This is a genomic window from Streptomyces sp. MJM8645, from assembly GCF_001625365.1.
Taxonomy (GTDB): Bacteria; Actinomycetota; Actinomycetes; order Streptomycetales; family Streptomycetaceae; genus Kitasatospora.
Genome location: NZ_LJJF01000001.1, coordinates 3808379 through 3826376, shown reverse-complemented (window position 1 = coordinate 3826376; position 17998 = coordinate 3808379). Strand labels below are relative to the sequence as shown.

At 70.9% G+C, this 17998-nt stretch carries 16 protein-coding genes; 9 read left to right on the top strand and 7 right to left on the bottom strand.

The features are described from left to right. Positions 1–77 precede the first annotated feature (77 nt). Entirely contained in the window at positions 78–1418 is a 1341-nt protein-coding gene (locus A6F73_RS16385; RefSeq protein ID WP_063348489.1) for an MATE family efflux transporter, read from the top strand. Positions 1419–1546: 128 nt separating this feature from the next. Here the strand turns inward: A6F73_RS16385 and rplI are convergent, their stop codons facing one another. The 4 genes from rplI to rpsF all read right to left on the bottom strand — a co-directional run bounded on the left by rplI (position 1547) and on the right by rpsF (position 3335). Continuing rightward, the gene (gene rplI, locus A6F73_RS16380) at positions 1547–1993 is read right to left on the bottom strand and encodes a 50S ribosomal protein L9 (protein WP_063348488.1); all 447 of its coding nucleotides are present in this window, start codon (positions 1991–1993) and stop codon (positions 1547–1549) included. A gap of 17 nt (positions 1994–2010) precedes the next feature. After that, positions 2011–2247, bottom strand: coding sequence for a 30S ribosomal protein S18 (rpsR, locus tag A6F73_RS16375; RefSeq protein ID WP_030304537.1), 237 nt, complete (start codon positions 2245–2247; stop codon positions 2011–2013). 80 nt (positions 2248–2327) lie between these two features. Beyond that, positions 2328–2948, bottom strand: coding sequence for a single-stranded DNA-binding protein (locus tag A6F73_RS16370; RefSeq protein ID WP_063348487.1), 621 nt, complete (start codon positions 2946–2948; stop codon positions 2328–2330). Positions 2949–3044: 96 nt separating this feature from the next. Beyond that, the gene (gene rpsF / locus A6F73_RS16365) at positions 3045–3335 is read right to left on the bottom strand and encodes a 30S ribosomal protein S6 (RefSeq protein ID WP_063348486.1); all 291 of its coding nucleotides are present in this window, start codon (positions 3333–3335) and stop codon (positions 3045–3047) included. Positions 3336–3650: 315 nt separating this feature from the next. Here rpsF and A6F73_RS16360 point away from each other — a divergent pair, with 315 nt between their 5' ends. The 3 genes from A6F73_RS16360 to A6F73_RS16350 all read left to right on the top strand — a co-directional run bounded on the left by A6F73_RS16360 (position 3651) and on the right by A6F73_RS16350 (position 6294). Then, positions 3651–3950: a hypothetical protein gene (locus A6F73_RS16360; RefSeq protein WP_063348485.1), complete on the top strand. Its 300-nt coding sequence runs from the start codon at positions 3651–3653 to the stop codon at positions 3948–3950. Positions 3951–4127: 177 nt separating this feature from the next. After that, complete coding sequence (locus tag A6F73_RS16355; protein ID WP_063348484.1) at positions 4128–5246, top strand: peptidoglycan bridge formation glycyltransferase FemA/FemB family protein; 1119 nt, start codon at positions 4128–4130, stop codon at positions 5244–5246. A 13-nt stretch (positions 5247–5259) separates the two neighbouring features. Then, positions 5260–6294, top strand: a complete 1035-nt coding sequence (locus tag A6F73_RS16350; protein WP_063348483.1) for an alanine racemase — start codon at positions 5260–5262, stop codon at positions 6292–6294. A 31-nt stretch (positions 6295–6325) separates the two neighbouring features. Here A6F73_RS16350 and A6F73_RS16345 read toward each other — a convergent pair whose 3' ends face one another. Next, positions 6326–7894: a glycosyltransferase 87 family protein gene (locus tag A6F73_RS16345; RefSeq protein ID WP_063348482.1), complete on the bottom strand. Its 1569-nt coding sequence runs from the start codon at positions 7892–7894 to the stop codon at positions 6326–6328. A gap of 162 nt (positions 7895–8056) precedes the next feature. Further along, the gene (locus A6F73_RS16340) at positions 8057–10561 is read right to left on the bottom strand and encodes a transglycosylase domain-containing protein (protein WP_063348481.1); all 2505 of its coding nucleotides are present in this window, start codon (positions 10559–10561) and stop codon (positions 8057–8059) included. A 516-nt stretch (positions 10562–11077) separates the two neighbouring features. Here A6F73_RS16340 and A6F73_RS16335 point away from each other — a divergent pair. From A6F73_RS16335 to A6F73_RS42205, 5 genes are all read left to right on the top strand, one after another. Continuing rightward, positions 11078–11779, top strand: coding sequence for a PadR family transcriptional regulator (locus tag A6F73_RS16335; protein WP_063348480.1), 702 nt, complete (start codon positions 11078–11080; stop codon positions 11777–11779). A 126-nt stretch (positions 11780–11905) separates the two neighbouring features. Beyond that, positions 11906–12988, top strand: coding sequence for an inositol-3-phosphate synthase (locus tag A6F73_RS16330; protein ID WP_063348479.1), 1083 nt, complete (start codon positions 11906–11908; stop codon positions 12986–12988). Between the two features lie 140 nt (positions 12989–13128). Next, the gene (locus A6F73_RS16325; protein ID WP_244293410.1) at positions 13129–14466 is read left to right on the top strand and encodes an MFS transporter; all 1338 of its coding nucleotides are present in this window, start codon (positions 13129–13131) and stop codon (positions 14464–14466) included. 96 nt (positions 14467–14562) lie between these two features. Continuing rightward, a complete protein-coding gene (locus A6F73_RS16320; RefSeq protein ID WP_063348478.1) occupies positions 14563–15222 on the top strand; it encodes a hypothetical protein in 660 nt (219 codons plus the stop codon). 34 nt (positions 15223–15256) lie between these two features. After that, the gene (locus A6F73_RS42205; RefSeq protein WP_063348477.1) at positions 15257–16309 is read left to right on the top strand and encodes a hypothetical protein; all 1053 of its coding nucleotides are present in this window, start codon (positions 15257–15259) and stop codon (positions 16307–16309) included. Positions 16310–16367: 58 nt separating this feature from the next. On the opposite strand, the gene A6F73_RS16310 is transcribed toward A6F73_RS42205, so the two are convergent. After that, complete coding sequence (locus A6F73_RS16310) at positions 16368–17792, bottom strand: CCA tRNA nucleotidyltransferase (protein ID WP_063351256.1); 1425 nt, start codon at positions 17790–17792, stop codon at positions 16368–16370. Positions 17793–17998: the final 206 nt, after the last annotated feature.

The window sequence follows — 17998 nt, the reverse complement described above, 5'->3', positions numbered from 1 at the left end:
AACACCTCGCTCAAGAATTCGAGTAATAGACAACTGCCACTAGCAGTCATTACCTGTGGATGAGTAGCCTGGAGCCCATGACCGCCCCTCCCGCAGCCCCGACCCCCTCCAGACGCCAGCACGACCGGGAGATCCTCGCACTGGCCGTCCCGGCCTTCGGCGCGCTGGTCGCCGAACCGCTCTTCCTGATGGCCGACTCGGCGATCGTCGGCCACCTCGGCACCCCACAGCTGGCCGGGGTCGGCATCGCCGCCGCCGCGCTGTCCACCGCGACCGGCGTGTTCGTCTTCCTCGCCTACGCCACCACCGCGGCGGTGGCCCGCCGGATCGGTGCCGGGGACCGCCGCGGCGCCGTCCAGCAGGGCGTCGACGGCATCTGGCTCGCCCTCGGTCTGGCCGTCCCGGTGGTGCTGCTCACCGTGCTGCTGGCCCCCTGGGCGGCCGACGTCCTGGGGGCTTCGGAGACCGCCGCCCCCTACGCCGTGACGTACCTGCGGATCAGCGCCCTGGGCATCCCCGCGATGCTCATGGTGATGGCCGCCACCGGCGTGCTGCGCGGCCTCCAGGACACCCGCACGCCGCTGCTGGTGGCGATCGCGGGCTTCGCCGCCAACATCGGCCTGAACGCCGGCCTGGTGTACGGCGCCGGGCTCGGGGTGGCCGGCTCGGCCTGGGGCACCGTGCTCGCGCAGACCGGGATGGCCGCCGTCTACCTGGTCGTGGTGGTGCGCGGGGCGCGGCGCGAGCACGCCTCGCTGCGGCCGGACGCGGCCGGCATCCGGGCCAGTGCGAGGGCGGGCGGTCCGCTGCTGGTCCGGACGGTCAGCCTGCGCGCGGTGCTGATGATCGCCACCGCGGTGGCCGCCCGGCTGGGCGACGACCAGGTGGCCGCGCACCAGATCACCATGACGCTGTTCAGCTTCCTGGCCTTCGCCCTGGACGCCATCGCGATCGCCGGCCAGGCGATCATCGGCCGCTACCTGGGCGCCGAGGACATCCCGGGCGCCAGGGCCGCCACCCGTCGGATGGTCGAGTGGGGCATCGGCTCGGGCGTGCTGCTGGGTCTGCTGCTGGTGGCCGCCCGCCCGCTGTACGTCCCGCTGTTCACGCCCGATCCGGCGGTGCAGGGGCAGTTGGACACCGCCCTGCTGCTGCTCGCGCTCAGCCAGCCGGTCGCCGGTCTGGTCTTCGTGCTGGACGGGGTGCTGATGGGCGCCGGGGACGGCCCCTACCTGGCCTGGGCGGCGATCGCGACCCTGGCGGTGTTCACCCCGGCGGCGATCGCGGTGCCGGCCACCGGCACCGGGCTGGCCGGGCTGTGGTGGGCGATGAACCTGTTCATGCTGGTCCGCGCGGCCTTCCTGGTCGGGCGGGCGCGCGGCGGCCGCTGGCTGGTCACCGGGGCCGTCCGGAGCTGACGGCGCCGGGGCCGAGGGCTCCGGCACGGAATGCGCCGACACCGAATGCGCAGGGGCCGAACGCTCCGGAACACGACCGAGGGCCGGACTCCCGGAGGAGTCCGGCCCTCAGGCCACTGCTACGGAACTCAGGCAGCGACGACGGCGACGTCGAGGTTGGCCTGGACGTCGGCGTGCAGCTTGACCGAGACCTTGTGGGTGCCCACGGTCTTGATCGGCGAGGCGATCGCGACGGCGCGCTTGTCCACGGCCGGGCCGCCGGCGGCCTTGATGGCCTCCACGACGTCGGCCTGGGTCACCGAACCGAACAGACGGCCGGCGTCACCCGAGCGAACGGCCAGCTTGACCTGGACGCCCTCGAGCTTGCCCTTGACCTCGTTGGCGGCCTCAAGGGTCTGGATCTCGTGGATCTTGCGGGCGCGACGGATCGCGTCGACGTCCTTCTGGCCGCCCTTGGTCCAGCGGATGGCGTAGCCACGCGGAACCAGGTAGTTGCGGGCGTAGCCGTCCTTGACCTCGACGACCTCGCCGGCGGAGCCGAGACCCGGCACCTCGTGCGTGAGGATGATCTTCATTACTTGGTCACCCTCTCTTAGCGCGCGGTGCTGGTGTAGGGCAGCAGCGCCATCTCACGGCTGTTCTTCACGGCCGTGGCGACGTCACGCTGGTGCTGGGTGCAGTTGCCGGTGACCCGGCGGGCACGGATCTTGCCACGGTCGGAGATGAACTTCCGCAGCAGGTTCGTGTCCTTGTAGTCAACGTAGTTGACCTTGTCCTTGCAGAAGACGCAAACCTTCTTCTTCGGCTTGCGAGCAGGCGGCTTCGCCATTGTGTGCTCCATTTGGGGTTCACGGCCCGGCCGGCGTCCTCAGGACGCCGGCGGCCGGGCCGCACGAAATCTGTCAGCTCTTAGAACGGAGGCTCTTCCGAGAAGCCGCCACCGGACGGGGCACCCCAGCTGCCGCCGCCCTGCTGGCCGCCGGACGGAGTGCTGGACGCCCACGGGTCGTCGGAGGGGCCGGACTGGCCGCCGCCGCCGGAGTTTCCACCCCAGCTGCCGCCGCCGCCCTGCTGGCCGCCACCGCCGCCCCAACCGCCCTGCTGGCCACCGCCGCCGCCCTGCTGGCCGCCGAAGCCGCCACCAGAGCCGCCGGGGCCACCGGACCGGTTGGCCCGGGTGACCTTCGCGGTCGCCGAGCGCAGGCTCGGGCCGACCTCGTCGACCTCGACCTCGAAGACCGTCCGCTTCTCGCCTTCCTTGGTCTCGTAAGACCGCTGGCGCAGTCGGCCCTGCACGATGACGCGCATGCCGCGCTGCAGCGACTCGGCCACGTTCTCCGCCGGCTGCCGCCAGACGTTGCACGTGAGGAAGAGGCTCTCGCCGTCCTTCCACTCGTTCGTCTGACGGTCGAAGGTGCGGGGGGTGGACGCGATACGGAACTTCGCGACCGCCGCACCCGACGGGGTGAAGCGCAGCTCGGGGTCGTCGACGAGATTGCCGACGAGGGTGATGACGGTCTCGCCTGCCATGGTGGTGATGACCTCTCGGGAAGATGTCCGTTCACCGCTGTTTCACGTGAAACAGCGGACGCGAGCTACCCGAGACCCGAAGGCCTCAGAGGTGGCTCAGTGGGTGTCCGGGCGCAGGACCTTGGTCCGCAGAACCGACTCGCTCAGGCCCATCTGGCGGTCGAGCTCCTTGACGACCTCAGGCGTGGCCTTCAGGTCGATGACCGAGTAGATGCCCTCGGACTGCTTGTTGATCTCGTAAGCCAGACGGCGACGACCCCAGGTGTCGACCTTCTCCACCTTGCCGCCGGCGTTCCGGACGACGGTGAGGAAGTTCTCGATCAGGGGGGAGACAGCGCGCTCCTCGACCGAGGGGTCGAGGATGACCATCACCTCGTAGTGACGCATGGGTAACCCACCTCCTTTGGACTCAACGGCCACGGTCTCTCCGTGGCAGGAGGGTTGTGCAGCGTCGGCACCGGAGCAGTGACGACACCGGCCACCGTAGCGGCCGGGTCCGACAATCGGGCCCCGCTCACCCGACAGGGTGGTCGCCCGGAAGAGAGCGCAAGGGGGCACAACTACACCAGTGCAGACGGCACAGCCTACCCGCACCCGGACGGCCGAACAAAACGCATAGGGGTTGTGAGACCGGCCCAACCGCCGCAATCTGGACGGAACGGGATTCCTGCCCGTTCGTCTCCACGCCAGGAGGTGGGACTCATGGCCCAGTCCGTCCACCGCATGCCCGCGCTCACACTGAACACCGACGGCCACCCGCACCCCCGCGAGAACGCCCTGGTGGGCCTCACCGCCGTGCTGGGCGTGATCGCCTTCACCACCTCGTTCTTCCACAACCTGCACCTGCTGACCTCGTGGACCGGCCTGTTCGGGATCATCACGGGGCTGCTCGGCATGTTCGTCTCGGTCACCACGGCCGAGCGCTTCGTGCTGATGATCACGCTCGGCGCCTCCGCCATCGGCTTCTACCTCGGCATCGCCCGCGGCGGCCTCTGGGGCTGAGCCGCCCCGGTCGCACCGTTCCGGAACCCTCGGCGCCCCCGTGGCGTATCTGCAAGGAGACAGGTACGCGACGGGGGCGCCGTCGCGCCCGCAGCGGCGGGCGCCCGGGCCCCGGACGATAGGGTCAGCCCGAGAACCTGGGCCCACCGCAGCCCGACCGACGAGGAGCACCGAGCAATGAGCCTGCGCCTGAGGACGATCACCCGCGAGGAGCACCTCGCCTTCATCAGGAGCCGCGCCTCGGCCAGCCACATGCAGGTGCCGTCGTGGGGCGACGTGAAGGCCGAGTGGCGCTCGGAGTCGATCGGCTGGTTCGACGAGGCCAACCAGCTCGTCGGCGCCGGCCTGGTGCTCTACCGGCAGCTGCCCAAGCTCAAGCGCTACCTTGCCTACCTGCCCGAGGGCCCGGTCATCGACTGGTTCGACCGGGACCTCGACCGCTGGCTCTCCCCGATGCTCGCCCACCTCAAGTCGCAGGGCGCGTTCTCGGTCAAGATGGGCCCGCCGATCGTCATCCGCCGCTGGAACGCCCCCACCATCAAGGAGGCCATCGCCGGCAAGCAGGCCAAGCGCCTGCGCGACGTCGAGGCCGACTGGTACGAGGCGCGCGCCTTCGAGGTGGCCGACCGGCTGCGCAAGGCCGGCTGGCTGCAGGGCGAGGACGGCGGCGCCGGCTTCGGCGACGTCCAGCCGCGCTACGTGTTCCAGGTGCCGCTGGCCAACCGCTCGCTGGACGACATCCACAAGAACTTCAACCAGCTCTGGCGCCGCAACATCAAGAAGGCCGAGAAGAGCGGCGTCGAGGTGTACCAGGGCGGCTACGACGAGCTGCCGATCTTCCACCAGCTCTACCTGGTGACCGCCGAGCGCGACAAGTTCACCCCGCGCCCGCTGTCCTACTTCCAGCGGATGTGGAAGGCCCTCACCGCCGAGGACCAGAACCGGATGCGGCTCTACATCGCCTACCACGACGGCGAGCCGCTGGCCGCGACCACGATGCTGGTGGTCGGCGAGCACGTCTGGTACTCCTACGGCGCCTCGGCCAACCACAAGCGCGAGGTCAAGCCGTCCAACGCGATCCAGTGGCGGATGATGCGCGACTCCTACGCGCTCGGCGGCGGCGTGTACGACCTGCGCGGCATCAGCGACACCCTGGACGAGAACGACCACCTGTTCGGCCTGATCCAGTTCAAGGTCGGCACCGGCGGCCAGGCCGCCGAGTACCTCGGCGAGTGGGACTTCCCGCTCAACAAGCTGCTGCACAAGGCCCTCGACCTCTACATGTCCCGCCGCTGAGGAGGCTGACCCGATGACGCTGTCGCTCTACCTCGACACCGAACGCTGGCGCACCCACCAGCGCTCCGTCCTCGCCGAGTTCCCCGGCCTGGTGCCGGTCGCCAAGGGGAACGGCTACGGCCTGGGCAACCACCGGCTGGCCGAGGAGGCGACGCTGCTGGGCACCGGTGTGCTGGCCGTCGGCACCGCGTACGAGGCGGCCGACGCCGCCGAGTGGTACGGCGGCGAGCTGCTGGTGCTCACCCCGTACCGGGTCGGCGAGGAGGCGCTGCCGCTGCCGCACGCCCGGGTGATCCGGACGGTGGCGAACCTGGACGCGCTGCGGGCGCTGCGCGGCGCCCGGGTGGTGGTGGAGTGCATGACCTCCATGCGCCGCCACGGGGTGAGCGCCGCCGACCTCACGGCCGTCGCCGCCGAGCTGGACGGCGTCGCCTTCGAGGGCCTGGCGCTGCACCTGCCGATGGACCGGCCGGACGGCTCCAGCCCGACCGAGGAGGTCGTCCACTGGGTGGACACCGCCCGGGCGGCCGGGGTGCCGGTGCACACCGTGTACGTCAGCCACCTCGGCGCGGCCGGCATGGAGCAGTTGGCCCAGCGCTACCCGGACATCGTCTTCCGGGCCCGGATCGGCACCCGGCTCTGGCTGGGCGACCACGGCGCGCTGGAGGTCCGGGCCACGGTGCTGGACGTCACCCCGGTGAAGAAGGGCGACCGCTACGGCTACCGCCAGCACCCGGCGCCGGCCGACGGCCACATCGTGGTGGTGGCCGGCGGCACCGCGCACGGCATCGGCCTGGAGGCGCCCAAGTACGTGCAGACCATGGCCTCCCGGGCCAAGGGCATCGCCCGGGCCGGCCTGGCGACCGTCAACAAGACCAAGTCGCCGTTCCACTGGGCCGGCAAGCAGCTCTGGTTCGCCGAGCCGCCGCACATGCAGGTCTCACTGCTGTTCCTGGACGGCGAGACCAAGCCCCCCGCGATCGGCGAGGAGCTCGGCCTCCAGGTCCGGCACACCACCACGCACTTCGACCGCGTGGTGGACCGCTAGGCCCTGTCCGGCCCTAGAACGACTGAAGCGCCTACGCCTTCTCGGCCGGCTCCGGCAGTTCCGGCTCGTCCAGCCACTGCTCGGAGCCGGCCGGCGCGTATCCGGCGTAGCTCTCCTCCTCGCGCAGCGTCCGGGCGGTGCCGAGCACGAACACGTCCGGGGCCCGGTCGAGCACCCCGCCGGACGGGTCGTCGCTGCCGTCCCAGCGCACCGGGTCGCGGTCCGGCTGCAGGGCGTCGCGGACCACCATGACCACCAGGTAGAGCGTGCCCAGCAGGTGCAGCACGACCGCGAAGTGGTACCAGGCCTCGCCGATCCCGTGCTGCTTGGGCCCGGTGACGAAGCCCAGGTGGGACCAGATGCCCAGGGTGTACAGCACCTCGCAGGCCTGCCAGATCAGGAAGTCCCGCCAGCGCGGCCGGGCCAGCACCGCGAGCGGCAGCAGCCAGAGCGCGTACTGCGGCGAGTACACCTTGTTGACCAGCACGAACAGGGCGACCACCAGGAAGGCCAGCTGCGCGAAGCGCGGGCGGCGGGGCGCCGTGAAGCCGAGCCACGCTATGGCCAGGCAGCCGAGGACCATCAGCACGCCGATGTAGAGGTCGAGGTCGGCCAGCCCCGTGCCCCGGCTCTGCATCAGGATCAGCCAGAACGAGCCGTAGTCCTCGGCGCGGTGCTTGCTGAACACGTAGAAGGTCGACCAGCCCTGCCAGTTGGCCGCCATGATCGGCAGGTTGACCAGCAGCCAGGAGCCGGCCGCGCCGGCCAGCATCACCCGGAACTCGCGCCACTTCCCGGCCCGCCAGCAGAGCACCAGCAGGGGGCCGAGCAGCAGCACCGGGTAGAGCTTGGCCGCGGTGGCCAGGCCGATGAAGACACCCGCCCAGCCGGGCCGGGAGCCGGACCACCAGGCCATCGCCACGGCGGCCAGCGCGACCGCGAGGAGGTCCCAGTTGACCGTGCCGTTCAGCAGCAGGACGGGCGCGAGCGCGAACAGCAGGGCGTCCCAGGGGCGGCGGCGGTGGGTGCGCGAGAGCGCCACCACGGCGACCACCGCGCAGGCCATCAGCAGCCCCGCGTTGATCGCCCAGAACCACCGCTCCTGGTCCTGCGAGGTGCCGGCGCCGGGCGTCAGCCAGGCCGCGACCTGCATGAACAGGCCGGTCAGCACCGGGTATTCGAGGTACTGCAGATCCCCGGAGGTGCCCGGGATGCGGTCCACGTACGGGTGCAGCCCGGCCGAGAAGCCGCGGCCGGAGAACAGGTGCGGGATGTCGCTGTAGCAGGCGTGGATGTACTGCGGCGAACCCGGCTGGAACCAGGCCTGGTTGTAGCAGGGCGCCTTCTGCACCATGCCGAGCACCGAGATCACGATCACCGCCAGCGCCAGGAAGCGCGCCGGGATCCACCAGGAGACGCCCAGCAGCGCCCGGCGGCCCGGCGGGCCGCCGATCACCTCGCTGCTGGCCGCCGCCACCGGGTCCTCGTCGGCCGGGACGACCACGGTGTTGACCGGCGGCGCGGCCGTGGCGACGACCGGCCCTGCGGCGTCGCCGGGCCCGGCCGGCCCTGCGGATTCGTCACGATCGCTCGACGTCATGCCGGACATCCTGCCGCACCGGCCCCACCGGGACGAGGAGGACCCCGCAACGGGCCCGGCCTCCGTCGCCCGGCGGCACGGCGAATCATGACGAAACGGCGGTGGCGGCCCTCCGGAGAGGGCCGCCACCGCCGTTCGGTTCATCCGCTCAGCGGGTGGTGGTCAGGGCAGCAGTGCGTTCTGCCCACCGCCACCGCCGGTCGAGGACGGTGTCGGCGGCTTGCCGCTCGGCTTGCTGCTCGTCGCCGGGGGGTCCGTCGGCGGCGCCGTGGGCGGGGGCGTGGTGCAGCCGAGGAGGCCGCAGCTGCTCGTCGGACCGGGGTTGGTCCTGGTGTGCGACGGTGTCTGGCTCGGCTGCGTGCCAGGGCAGTCCACGCCCGGGACACAGCCCGGGCCCTGGGTGGACACGGGCGGCTGCGGCTGGTTGTTGTTGGTCGGCGGGGGCTGGTTGTTGGTGCCCGGCTGGGTCGCGGGCGGGGCCGACGGGGTCTCGCTCGTCGTCTGCGTGGGCGTCATGCTCGGCGAGACCGGGGCGCCGGAGGAGTCCACCTGGGTGCCGACCGGCTGCGGGGCCGGGAAGTCCATCTTCTTCTCGTTGGCCAGCGCGGCCTTCATGTACCGGGTGAAGACGTCGGTCGGGATGTCACCACCGTGGATGGACTCCTTGCCGCCGGTGCCGTTGAGCGACAGCCGCTCGTGCTTGCTCGGGTCCTCGCGCCACATCGCGACGCTGGTCACCAGCTGCGGGGTGTAGCCGACCCACCAGGCCGACTTGTTCTGGTCGGTGGTACCGGTCTTGCCGGCCACCGGGCGGCCCAGCTCCTTGGCCTTGAAACCGGTACCGTTCTTCACCACGTTCACCAGCACGTCGGTGACGTTGTCGGCGACGGCCGGCTCCAGGGCGACCTTGGCGTCCTTCTTGCCGAAGCCCGGGCGCTCGGCGCCGTTCACCTCGACCTTGGTGACCGAGTAGGGCTCGGCCTCCTTGCCGCTGGCCGCCAGGGTGCCGTAGGCGGTGGCCATCCGGATCGGGCTGATGGTGGAGGTGCCGAGGGCGAAGGTCGGGGTCTTCGGGTCGGCGAAGCTCTCCTTCCTGACGCCCATCTGCTCGGCGATGTTGGCCACGTTCTGACCGCCGACGTCCTGGTTGAGCTGGACGAAGGGCACGTTGAACGAGTTCTGCATGGCCGACCGCAGCGAGACGTAGCCGCGCTTGCCTGAGTCCTCGTTCTTCTGCCGGTAGGGCTTGCCGTCGTCGCCGATCACCAGCGAGCCGTCCGGCTTGCGGATCTCGGACATGTCGTCGGACAGGTAGCGGCTGTCGGCGTTGATCCGCTTCGGCTTGCCCTTGTCGTCGGTGGCCGTCTGGACGCCGATCTGCATGGCGGTCGCCAGCACGAAGGGCTTGAAGGTCGAGCCGACCTGGACGCCGATGGCGTCGGCGTTGTTGTCGAAGTGGCCGTTCTCCACGCCGTCGCCGCCGTAGAGGGCGACGATCGCGCCGTCGCCGGGGCGGATGCTGGCGGAGCCGAACTGGATGAAGGTGTCGTTGTTGGGGCGCTTCTGGGCGTTGAGGTTCTCGCCCTTGACGTCGTCGACGGCCTTCTTCAGGGCGTCGACCTTGTCCTTCTCGAAGGTGGTGTAGACCTTCAGGCCGCCCTTGTCGATCATCTGCTGGGTGATCGTCTTGTCGGTGGCCATCAGGTACTTGTTGGCGGTGTCGACCAGGTAGCTGACCTCACCGTTCATGCTGGAGTTGGGCTTCTGCGGGATCGGGGCGGGGAACGTGCTGCACTTGGCACGCTCCTCCGGGGTGACGGCCTTGATCTTCACCATGTTGTCGAGGATCCAGGACCACCGCCCCTCGGCCCGCTCCTTGTTGGCCGGGTTGCTGGGGTCGTAGTACGACGCGCCCTTCAACAGGCCGGCCAGCATGGCGCTCTGACAGAGGTCGAGGTCCTTGGCGTCGACCCCGTAGTAGGCCTGTGCGGCGGCCTGGGCGCCGTTCGAGCCGCGACCGAACCAGCTGGTGTTCAGGTACCCCTTGAGGATGTCCGGCTTCTGCATCTTCTGATTGATCTTCAGCGTGATGAAGAACTCCTTCAGCTTGCGGCTGAGGGTCTGCTCCTGGCTGAGGTACGCGTTCTTCACGTACTGCTGGGTGATCGTCGAGGCGCCCTGGGTCTCGCCGCCCTTGGCCATGTTGTAGACGGCGCGGAGCATGCCCTTGGGGTCGATGCCGCTGTCCTCGCGGAAGGTCTGGTTCTCCGCCGCGATCACGGCGTTCTGCAGGTTGGGGCTGATGTCGGAGAGCTCGACGATCTGACGGTTGGTCTCGCCCTTGCGGGTCATCTCCGTGTTGTCGGCCCAGTAGTAGATCGTGTTCTGGTCCTTCATCAGATCCTTGAGCTGCGGGATCTCGGTGGTCTGGTAGAGGTAGAAGACCCCGCCCACGCAGGTGGCGAAGAAGATCAGGAAGCCGCTCAGCCACTGCCGCCAGGACGGCAGCCAGCGCCGGACGCCGGTCTTGCCGAAGCGCGGGTAGTCGATGAACCGCTTCTTGCCGGGGCCTGCGGCGGCGGCCGCGGACGCGGAGGCGGCGGCACCGCGTCCGCGGCCGCCCTTGCCGCCCTTCTGGCCGGCCTTGCGCAGTTCGGCGCGGGTCATCCGGGGTTGCTGAGCGGTCTCCCGTTCGCCCGGGGGGCGCCGACGGCCGACGCCGTCCGAGCTCACCTCGCCCCGGCCTGGTCCGCCCTGACGGCCACCACCACCCGGGGGCTGCTGCCCGTCACCGCCCGGGCTGGGCGTCCTTCGCCGTCGTTCACTCATGTTGCAGCCACTCCTCGCCAGGCGGTTCCAGCCTGAAGGCAGGGTTCACGTCCGATGCCCGCCAACCGCCCTAACCCCGGAGGTGGTCCTCGTGCACACGCGACAGCGTACGCAGCCGGGAATCCCAACTAATCGGGCATCAGTCCCCAATGACCGCAAAACGGCAGCAGATCATTACACGCCCGTTGCCAACCGCTCCTGCGCGTCGGCTTGTGATCACCTTCACGCGCGCCCCCCTTGCCCGTTCCGAGGGCCCGGTTTACTGTTCTCGATATATCGAGCCGATACATCGACGCGGCATACCGCCCGATGCAGCGGCCGGACAACGGCCGAGAGGTAAGGAGGACGACGGCAATGGGCAGGCGCTCAGGAGTGCTGGAGTTCGCCGTTCTCGGTCTGCTCCACGACGCCCCGATGCACGGCTACGAGCTGCGCAAGCGGCTCAACGTCCTGCTCGGAACGTTGCGGGCGTTCTCGTACGGAACGCTCTACCCGTGCCTGAAGAGCCTGGTCGCCCAGGGCTTCCTGGTCGAGGACAACCCGGACGTCGAGTACGTCCCGGCCACCGCGCTCAACGGCAAGCGGTCCAAGACCGTCTACCGGCTCTCCCCCGAAGGCAAGCAGCGCTTCGAGGAGCTGCTCGCCGACTCCGGGCCCGACGCCTGGGAGGACGAGCACTTCGGCGTCCACTTCGCGTTCTTCGGCCAGACCGACCGGGCCGTGCGGATGCGCGTCCTGGAAGGGCGTCGCAGCCGGCTGGAGGAGCGACTGGAGAAGATGCGCAACTCGCTGGCCCGCGCCCGCGAGCGGTTCGACGACTACACCGTCGAGCTGCAGCGGCACGGACTGGAGTCGGTGGAGCGCGAGGTCCGGTGGCTCAACGAGCTGATCGAGACCGAGCGGGCCAACCGCACCGGCCGGACCGGGCCCGCCACCGGCGGCAACACCACCGCCGTACCCCACAAGACTTCGGACGGCCGTGGCCAGGAGGAAGGGTCCCAGGACCCGCCCGGGCCACCGTACGACCGCCCGGGGCGCTCCGCCCAGGAGCGCTGACACCGCGTCAGCCCTGTGCCGCGCGGCAGGAGTGGGCGCCTCGCGCCCGTACAAGCAGTCATCGAAGAAGCAGGACGAGTGCCGTCGACCCCGGCGGCCCTCATGAGATCACAGGGAGCAACCGGAATGGGTTCGGTTCGCGTAGCCATCGTGGGCGTGGGCAACTGCGCCGCGTCGCTGGTGCAGGGTGTCGAGTACTACAAGGACGCCGACCCGGCCGGCAAGGTCCCCGGGCTGATGCACGTCCAGTTCGGTGAGTACCACGTCCGCGACGTGGAGTTCGTCGCCGCGTTCGACGTCGACGCCAAGAAGGTCGGCTTCGACCTGGCCGACGCCATCGGCAGCAGCGAGAACAACACCATCAAGATCTGCGACGTGCCGCCGACCGGCGTCACCGTCCAGCGCGGCCACACCCTCGACGGCCTGGGCAAGTACTACCGGGAGACCATCGAGGAGTCCGACGAGACCCCGGTCGACGTCGTCCAGATCCTCAAGGACCAGCAGGTCGACGTCCTGGTCTGCTACCTGCCCGTCGGTTCCGAGGCCGCCGCCAAGTTCTACGCCCAGTGCGCCATCGACGCCAAGGTCGCCTTCGTGAACGCCCTGCCGGTGTTCATCGCGGGCACCAAGGAGTGGGCGGACAAGTTCACCGAGGCCGGCGTGCCGATCGTCGGTGACGACATCAAGTCCCAGGTCGGCGCCACCATCACGCACCGCGTGATGGCCAAGCTGTTCGAGGACCGCGGTGTCATCCTCGAGCGCACCATGCAGCTGAACGTCGGCGGCAACATGGACTTCAAGAACATGCTCGAGCGCGAGCGCCTGGAGTCCAAGAAGATCTCCAAGACCCAGGCCGTCACCTCGCAGATCCGCGACCGCGAGATGGGCGCCAACAACGTCCACATCGGCCCGTCGGACTACGTGGCCTGGCTGGACGACCGCAAGTGGGCGTACGTCCGCCTGGAGGGTCGCGCGTTCGGCAACGTCCCGCTGAACCTGGAGTACAAGCTCGAGGTCTGGGACTCCCCGAACTCCGCCGGTGTCATCATCGACGCCGTGCGCGCCGCGAAGATCGCCAAGGACCGCGGCATCGGCGGCCCGATCCTGTCGGCCTCCTCGTACTTCATGAAGTCCCCGCCGGTGCAGTACTTCGACGACGAGGCCAAGGAGAACGTCGAGAAGTTCATCCGCGGCGAGGTCGAGCGCTGAGGTAGAGCGCCGGAGCCGGCGGCGGGTGACCGCCGCCGGCCGCGCCGGAGGGCCCACGATCATCGGATCGTGGGCCCTTCACCGTTTCTCGGCGAATGTTTCACGTGAAACAGCGGCCGGTTCCATGGCACTCTGGGCGGGTGGCGATCACCGAGAACGGCAGCACCCACCAGTCCGCACACCGTGCCACGCTTCTCGGTCTGCTCCGCGGCCGGGACTTCCGGCGGCTGCTGACCGCCCGGGTGCTCTCCCAGCTCTCGGACGGCGTCTTCCAGGTCTCGCTCGCCGCCTACGTCGTGTTCTCCCCGGAGAAGCAGTCCTCCCCCGCCGACATCGCCTCGGTGCTGGCCGTGATGCTGCTGCCGTTCTCGGTGATCGGCCCGTTCGCCGGGGTGCTGCTGGACCGCTGGCGCCGCCGCCAGGTGCTCTACTACGGCAACCTGGCCCGCTTCGGGCTCGGCCTCGTCACCGGCGCCCTGCTCCTGGCGGAGGCGCCGACCTGGCTGTTCTTCGCCTCGGCGCTGCTGGTCACCGCGCTCAACCGGTTCATCCTGGCCGGCCTGTCCGCCGCCCTGCCCCGGGTGGTCGAGCAGGACCAGCTGGTCACCGCCAACGCGCTCTCCCCCACGCTGGGCACGGTCGCCGCCGCCTCCGGCGGAGGGGTCGGCTTCCTGCTGCACCAGGTGATGACCCCCGGGCCGAAGGCCGACGCCGCGCTGGTCACGGTGGCCGCGCTGCTCTACCTGTCGGCCGCACTGGCCGCCCGCCGGATGGACCGCGACCTGCTCGGCCCGGAGAAGCACGGCGACCGCCCGGCGCTCGGCCAGGCGCTGGTCCGGGCCGCCGTCGAACTCGGCGCCGCCGTGCGCCACTTGGTGCGGGACTGCCGGCCCGCCGTGCACGCGCTGGCCGCCGTCACCGCGGCCCGGTTCTGCTACGGCGTGCTGATCGTGGTCGTGGTGATGCTCGCCCGGTACACCTTCAACGACCCGAACGACAGCGCGGCCGGACTGGTCACGCTCGGCCAGGCGGTCGGCCTGTCCGCCGCCGGGTTCTTCGTCGCCGCGCTGGTCAGCCCCTGGTGCACCCGGCGGCTCGGCCTGGCCGGCTGGCTGACGGTCTGCCTGGCGGCCCCGGTGGTCTTCGTCCCGGCGCTCGGCCTGAGCTTCACCCTGCTGCCCTGCCTGCTCGCGGCGCTGCTGCTCGGGGTGGTCACCCAGGGCACCAAGATCTGCGCCGACACCGTGGTCCAGGAGTCGGTCGAGGACGAGTACCGCGGCCGGGTCTTCGCGATCTACGACGTGCTGTTCAACGTCGCCTTCGTGACCGCCGCCCTGGTCACGGCGCTGGTGCTGCCGCTCTCCGGCCGCTCGGTCGTGGTGGTGGTCGGGGTCGCCGCGGTGTACGGGCTCTCGGCGCTCCTCTACCTGCGCTCCGCCCGGCGGTACGGGCCGCTCCCCGGCGACCGAGCCTCCTGAAGGCCCTCGGCCCCTCGGAACGGTGGCGTCCGACCGAGTCGCTAAGGTACGTCAGACCTGTCGGAGCGACAGCACTCGGCCTCGGGGGACGAACTGATGAGCACACCGCCCGGCCCGTACGGGCCACCTCCGCCGTACGGGCCGCCCCCGCAGCCGGCCCCGCCGTACGGGCAGGTGCCGTACATCCCGTCGCAGCCCCAGCCCGCACCGCCCGGCTTCGGACCGCCCCCGCCCGGGCCGCCCCAGCCCGCACCGCCCCAGCCCGCACCGCCCGGCTTCGGACCGCCCCCGGCCTACGGCCAGCAGCCGCCCGGCTACGGCGCCCAGTCGCCGTACGGCCAGCAGCCGCCCGCCGGTCCGTACGGCTACCCGCCGCCCGCCTCCGCCGCCGAGACGCCCTCCGCGAAGCGCGGCGTCAAGGCGAAGCTGCGGATCGTCGGCCTGGTCGGCGGCTGTCTCGCGCTGGCCGTCGGCTACTTCGCCAGCGGCCCGAGCGTCAGCAGCGCCAAGCCCGGCGACTGCGTCCGGGTGAGCGGCACCCGCGATGTCGAGATCGTCAAGTGCACTGACGCCAAAGCGAATTACCGGGTCCTGTCGACGTTCGGCGACACCACCGACGTGAACCGCTGCCGGCAGACGCCGCAGACCACCAGCGCCGTCTCGGGCAAGAGCGGACGCCGCTGGAACAAGAAGCGGTACGTGCTCTGCCTCGGCCCGATGACCCCGGCCGGCGCCCCGCTGCCGGGGAAGGCCTGACCTCTCCACCACCACCGCATCCCCGGGGGACCTCTTGTCCGTTCCGCCGCCCCAGCTGCCGTACGGCGCCCCGCCGCCCGACGACGGCAACCCGTACGCCACCGGCAACCCCTACGGCCGGCCGACCCCGCCCCCGCCGCCGGGCCCACCGCCCGGCTACGGCTACCCGGCCGCCCCGCCACCACCCGACCAGCCGTACGGCTACCCCCCGCAGCCCGCGCCCGGCTACGGGTACGGGTACCCGCCACCGGCGCCGCAGGACGGACCCGCCTGCCGCTTCTGCGGCGGCTTCCCGGCCGTGGACGCCACCGTCCGCGGCCACCAGGGCCTGGTCCTGGCCTACCGGATGCTGCGGATGCCGGGCCCGTTCTGCCGCACCTGCGGGACGGCGACGGTGCGCGATCTGTCCGCCCGCACCCTGGTCCAGGGCTGGTGGAGCCCGGCGTCGGTGCTGCTGGCGCCGATCACCCTGCTGCTGAACCTCGCCGCCAACGGCAAGGTCAAGCGGCTGCCGCCGCCCGTCCCGGGCAGCCACGGCCCCCAGCTCGACCCCGGCGTCCCGCTGGGCCGGCGGCCGCACGCGCTGATGCTGCTGCTGCCGCTCTCGGTGGTCGTCACGCTGGTCCTGGCCGCCACCGGGGTGCTCGGCCCGAAGAAGGACGACCCGGTCGCGCCGATCGCGATACCGACGGTGACGGTGCCCCCGGTGACCACCTTCTCGCCGCCGCCGACCTACACGCCGCGGCCGTTCCCCTCGCCGACGTTCAGCATGCCGCCGGTGCCCACCATCACGCTGCCGCCGCCGACCGCCCCCAGCACCGCTGCCGACAGCATCGACCGGGCCAACCCCGGCGACTGCCTGCGCAACGAGAACGGCACCGGCGCGACCCACGACGCCAACCCGAAGATCACCATGCTGCCCTGCGGCGACTCCCGCGCCCAGTACAAGGTGGTCTTCAAGTACCTGGCCACCTCCGACGAGAAGGTCTGCGAGAAGCAGCCGAAGTCGGACAGCACCTACACCCGCACCTACTCCAACCTGCCGGCCCTCAACTACGTGCTCTGCCTGCAGAGCCTCCACGGCTGACCCGACACACCCGAGGGATGGTCCCGGCCGACGCCGGGACCACCCCTCGCAGCACCTCTCAGCCCTGCTGCTCGGCCCACCAGGCCCGCAGCGCGGCCACCGCCGCGTCGTGCTCCAGCGGGCCGTGCTCCAGCCGGAGTTCGAGCATGTGCTTGTACGCCTTGCCGACCTGCGGGCCGGGCTTGAGCCCGAGCAGCTCCATGATCTGGTTGCCGTCCAGCGCCGGGCGGACGGCGTCCAGCTCCTCCTGGGCCTTCAGCTCGGTGATCCGCTGCTCCAGGCCGTCGTAGGTGCGCGACAGCGCCGCCGCCTTCTTGCGGTTGCGGGTGGTGCAGTCGGAGCGGGTGAGCTTGTGCAGGCGCTCCAGCAGCGGTCCGGCGTCGGTGACGTAGCGGCGCACCGCGGAGTCCGTCCACTCGCCGCCGCCGTAGCCGTGGAAGCGCAGGTGCAGCTCGACCAGCTGCGAGACGTCCTCGGTGAGCTCCTTGGAGTACTTGAGCTCGCGCATCCGCTTGCGGGTCATCTTGGCGCCGACCACCTCGTGGTGGTGGAAGGAGACCCGGCCGTCCGACTCGAAGCGGCGGGTGCGCGGCTTGCCGATGTCGTGCAGCAGCGCGGCCAGCCGCAGGGTGAGGTCCGGGCCGTCCTGCTCCAGGTCGACGGCCTGTTCCAGGACGGTCAGCGAGTGCTCGTAGACGTCCTTGTGCCGGTGGTGCTCGTCGCGCTCCAGCCGCAGTGCGGGCAGCTCGGGCAGCACGTGGTCGGCCAGGCCGGTGTCGACCAGCAGCCGCAGGCCCTTCACCGGGTGCTTGGCCAGCAGCAGCTTGTTCAGCTCGGCCTGGACGCGCTCGGCGGACACGATGGTGATCCGCTCGGCCATCGCGGTCATCGCGGCGACGACCTCGGGGGCCGGCTCGAAGTCGAGCTGGGCCGCGAAGCGGGCGGCGCGCATCATCCGCAGCGGGTCGTCGGAGAAGGACTCCTCGGGGGTCGCGGGGGTGCGCAGCACCCGGGCCTCCAGGTCGTCCAGGCCGTGGTGCGGGTCGACGAAGCCGCGGCCGGGCAGGTCGACGGCCATCGCGTTGACGGTGAAGTCCCGGCGGACCAGGTCCTGCTCGATGGTGTCGCCGTAGGTGACCTCGGGCTTGCGGGAGGTCCGGTCGTACGCCTCGGAGCGGTAGGTGGTGATCTCGATCAGGAAGGAGCCCTCGGGGGTGTCCTTGCGGGCGCCGACCGTGCCGAAGGCGATGCCGACATCCCAGACCGCGTCCGCCCAGCCCTTGACCAGCCTGAGCACCTGCTGCGGGCGGGCGTCGGTGGTGAAGTCCAGGTCGTTGCCGAGCCGGCCGAGCAGGGCGTCCCGCACCGAGCCGCCGACCAGGGCCAGCCGGTGGCCGGCCGCCTCGAACCGACGGGCGATCTCGTCGGCCACCGGCGACACCCGCAGCAGCTCTTGCAGCCCCAGGGTCTGGGCCTCGCTCAGGCCTGGGACGGCCTGGACGGCGGTGCTGGAACGGTCGAGGTGCGCGGTGGACTCATTGGCAGTGGACACGGCTCACAAGAGTACGTGGCCCGACAGGTCAACCGCCCGCGCGTTTTGGGCGTCTCACCCCAAGGCCCGCGACACTGCACCGCGGGCTGCATCGTTACCATGCCGGTGGACGAGTCTCGGGCACCGGACAGGGGATG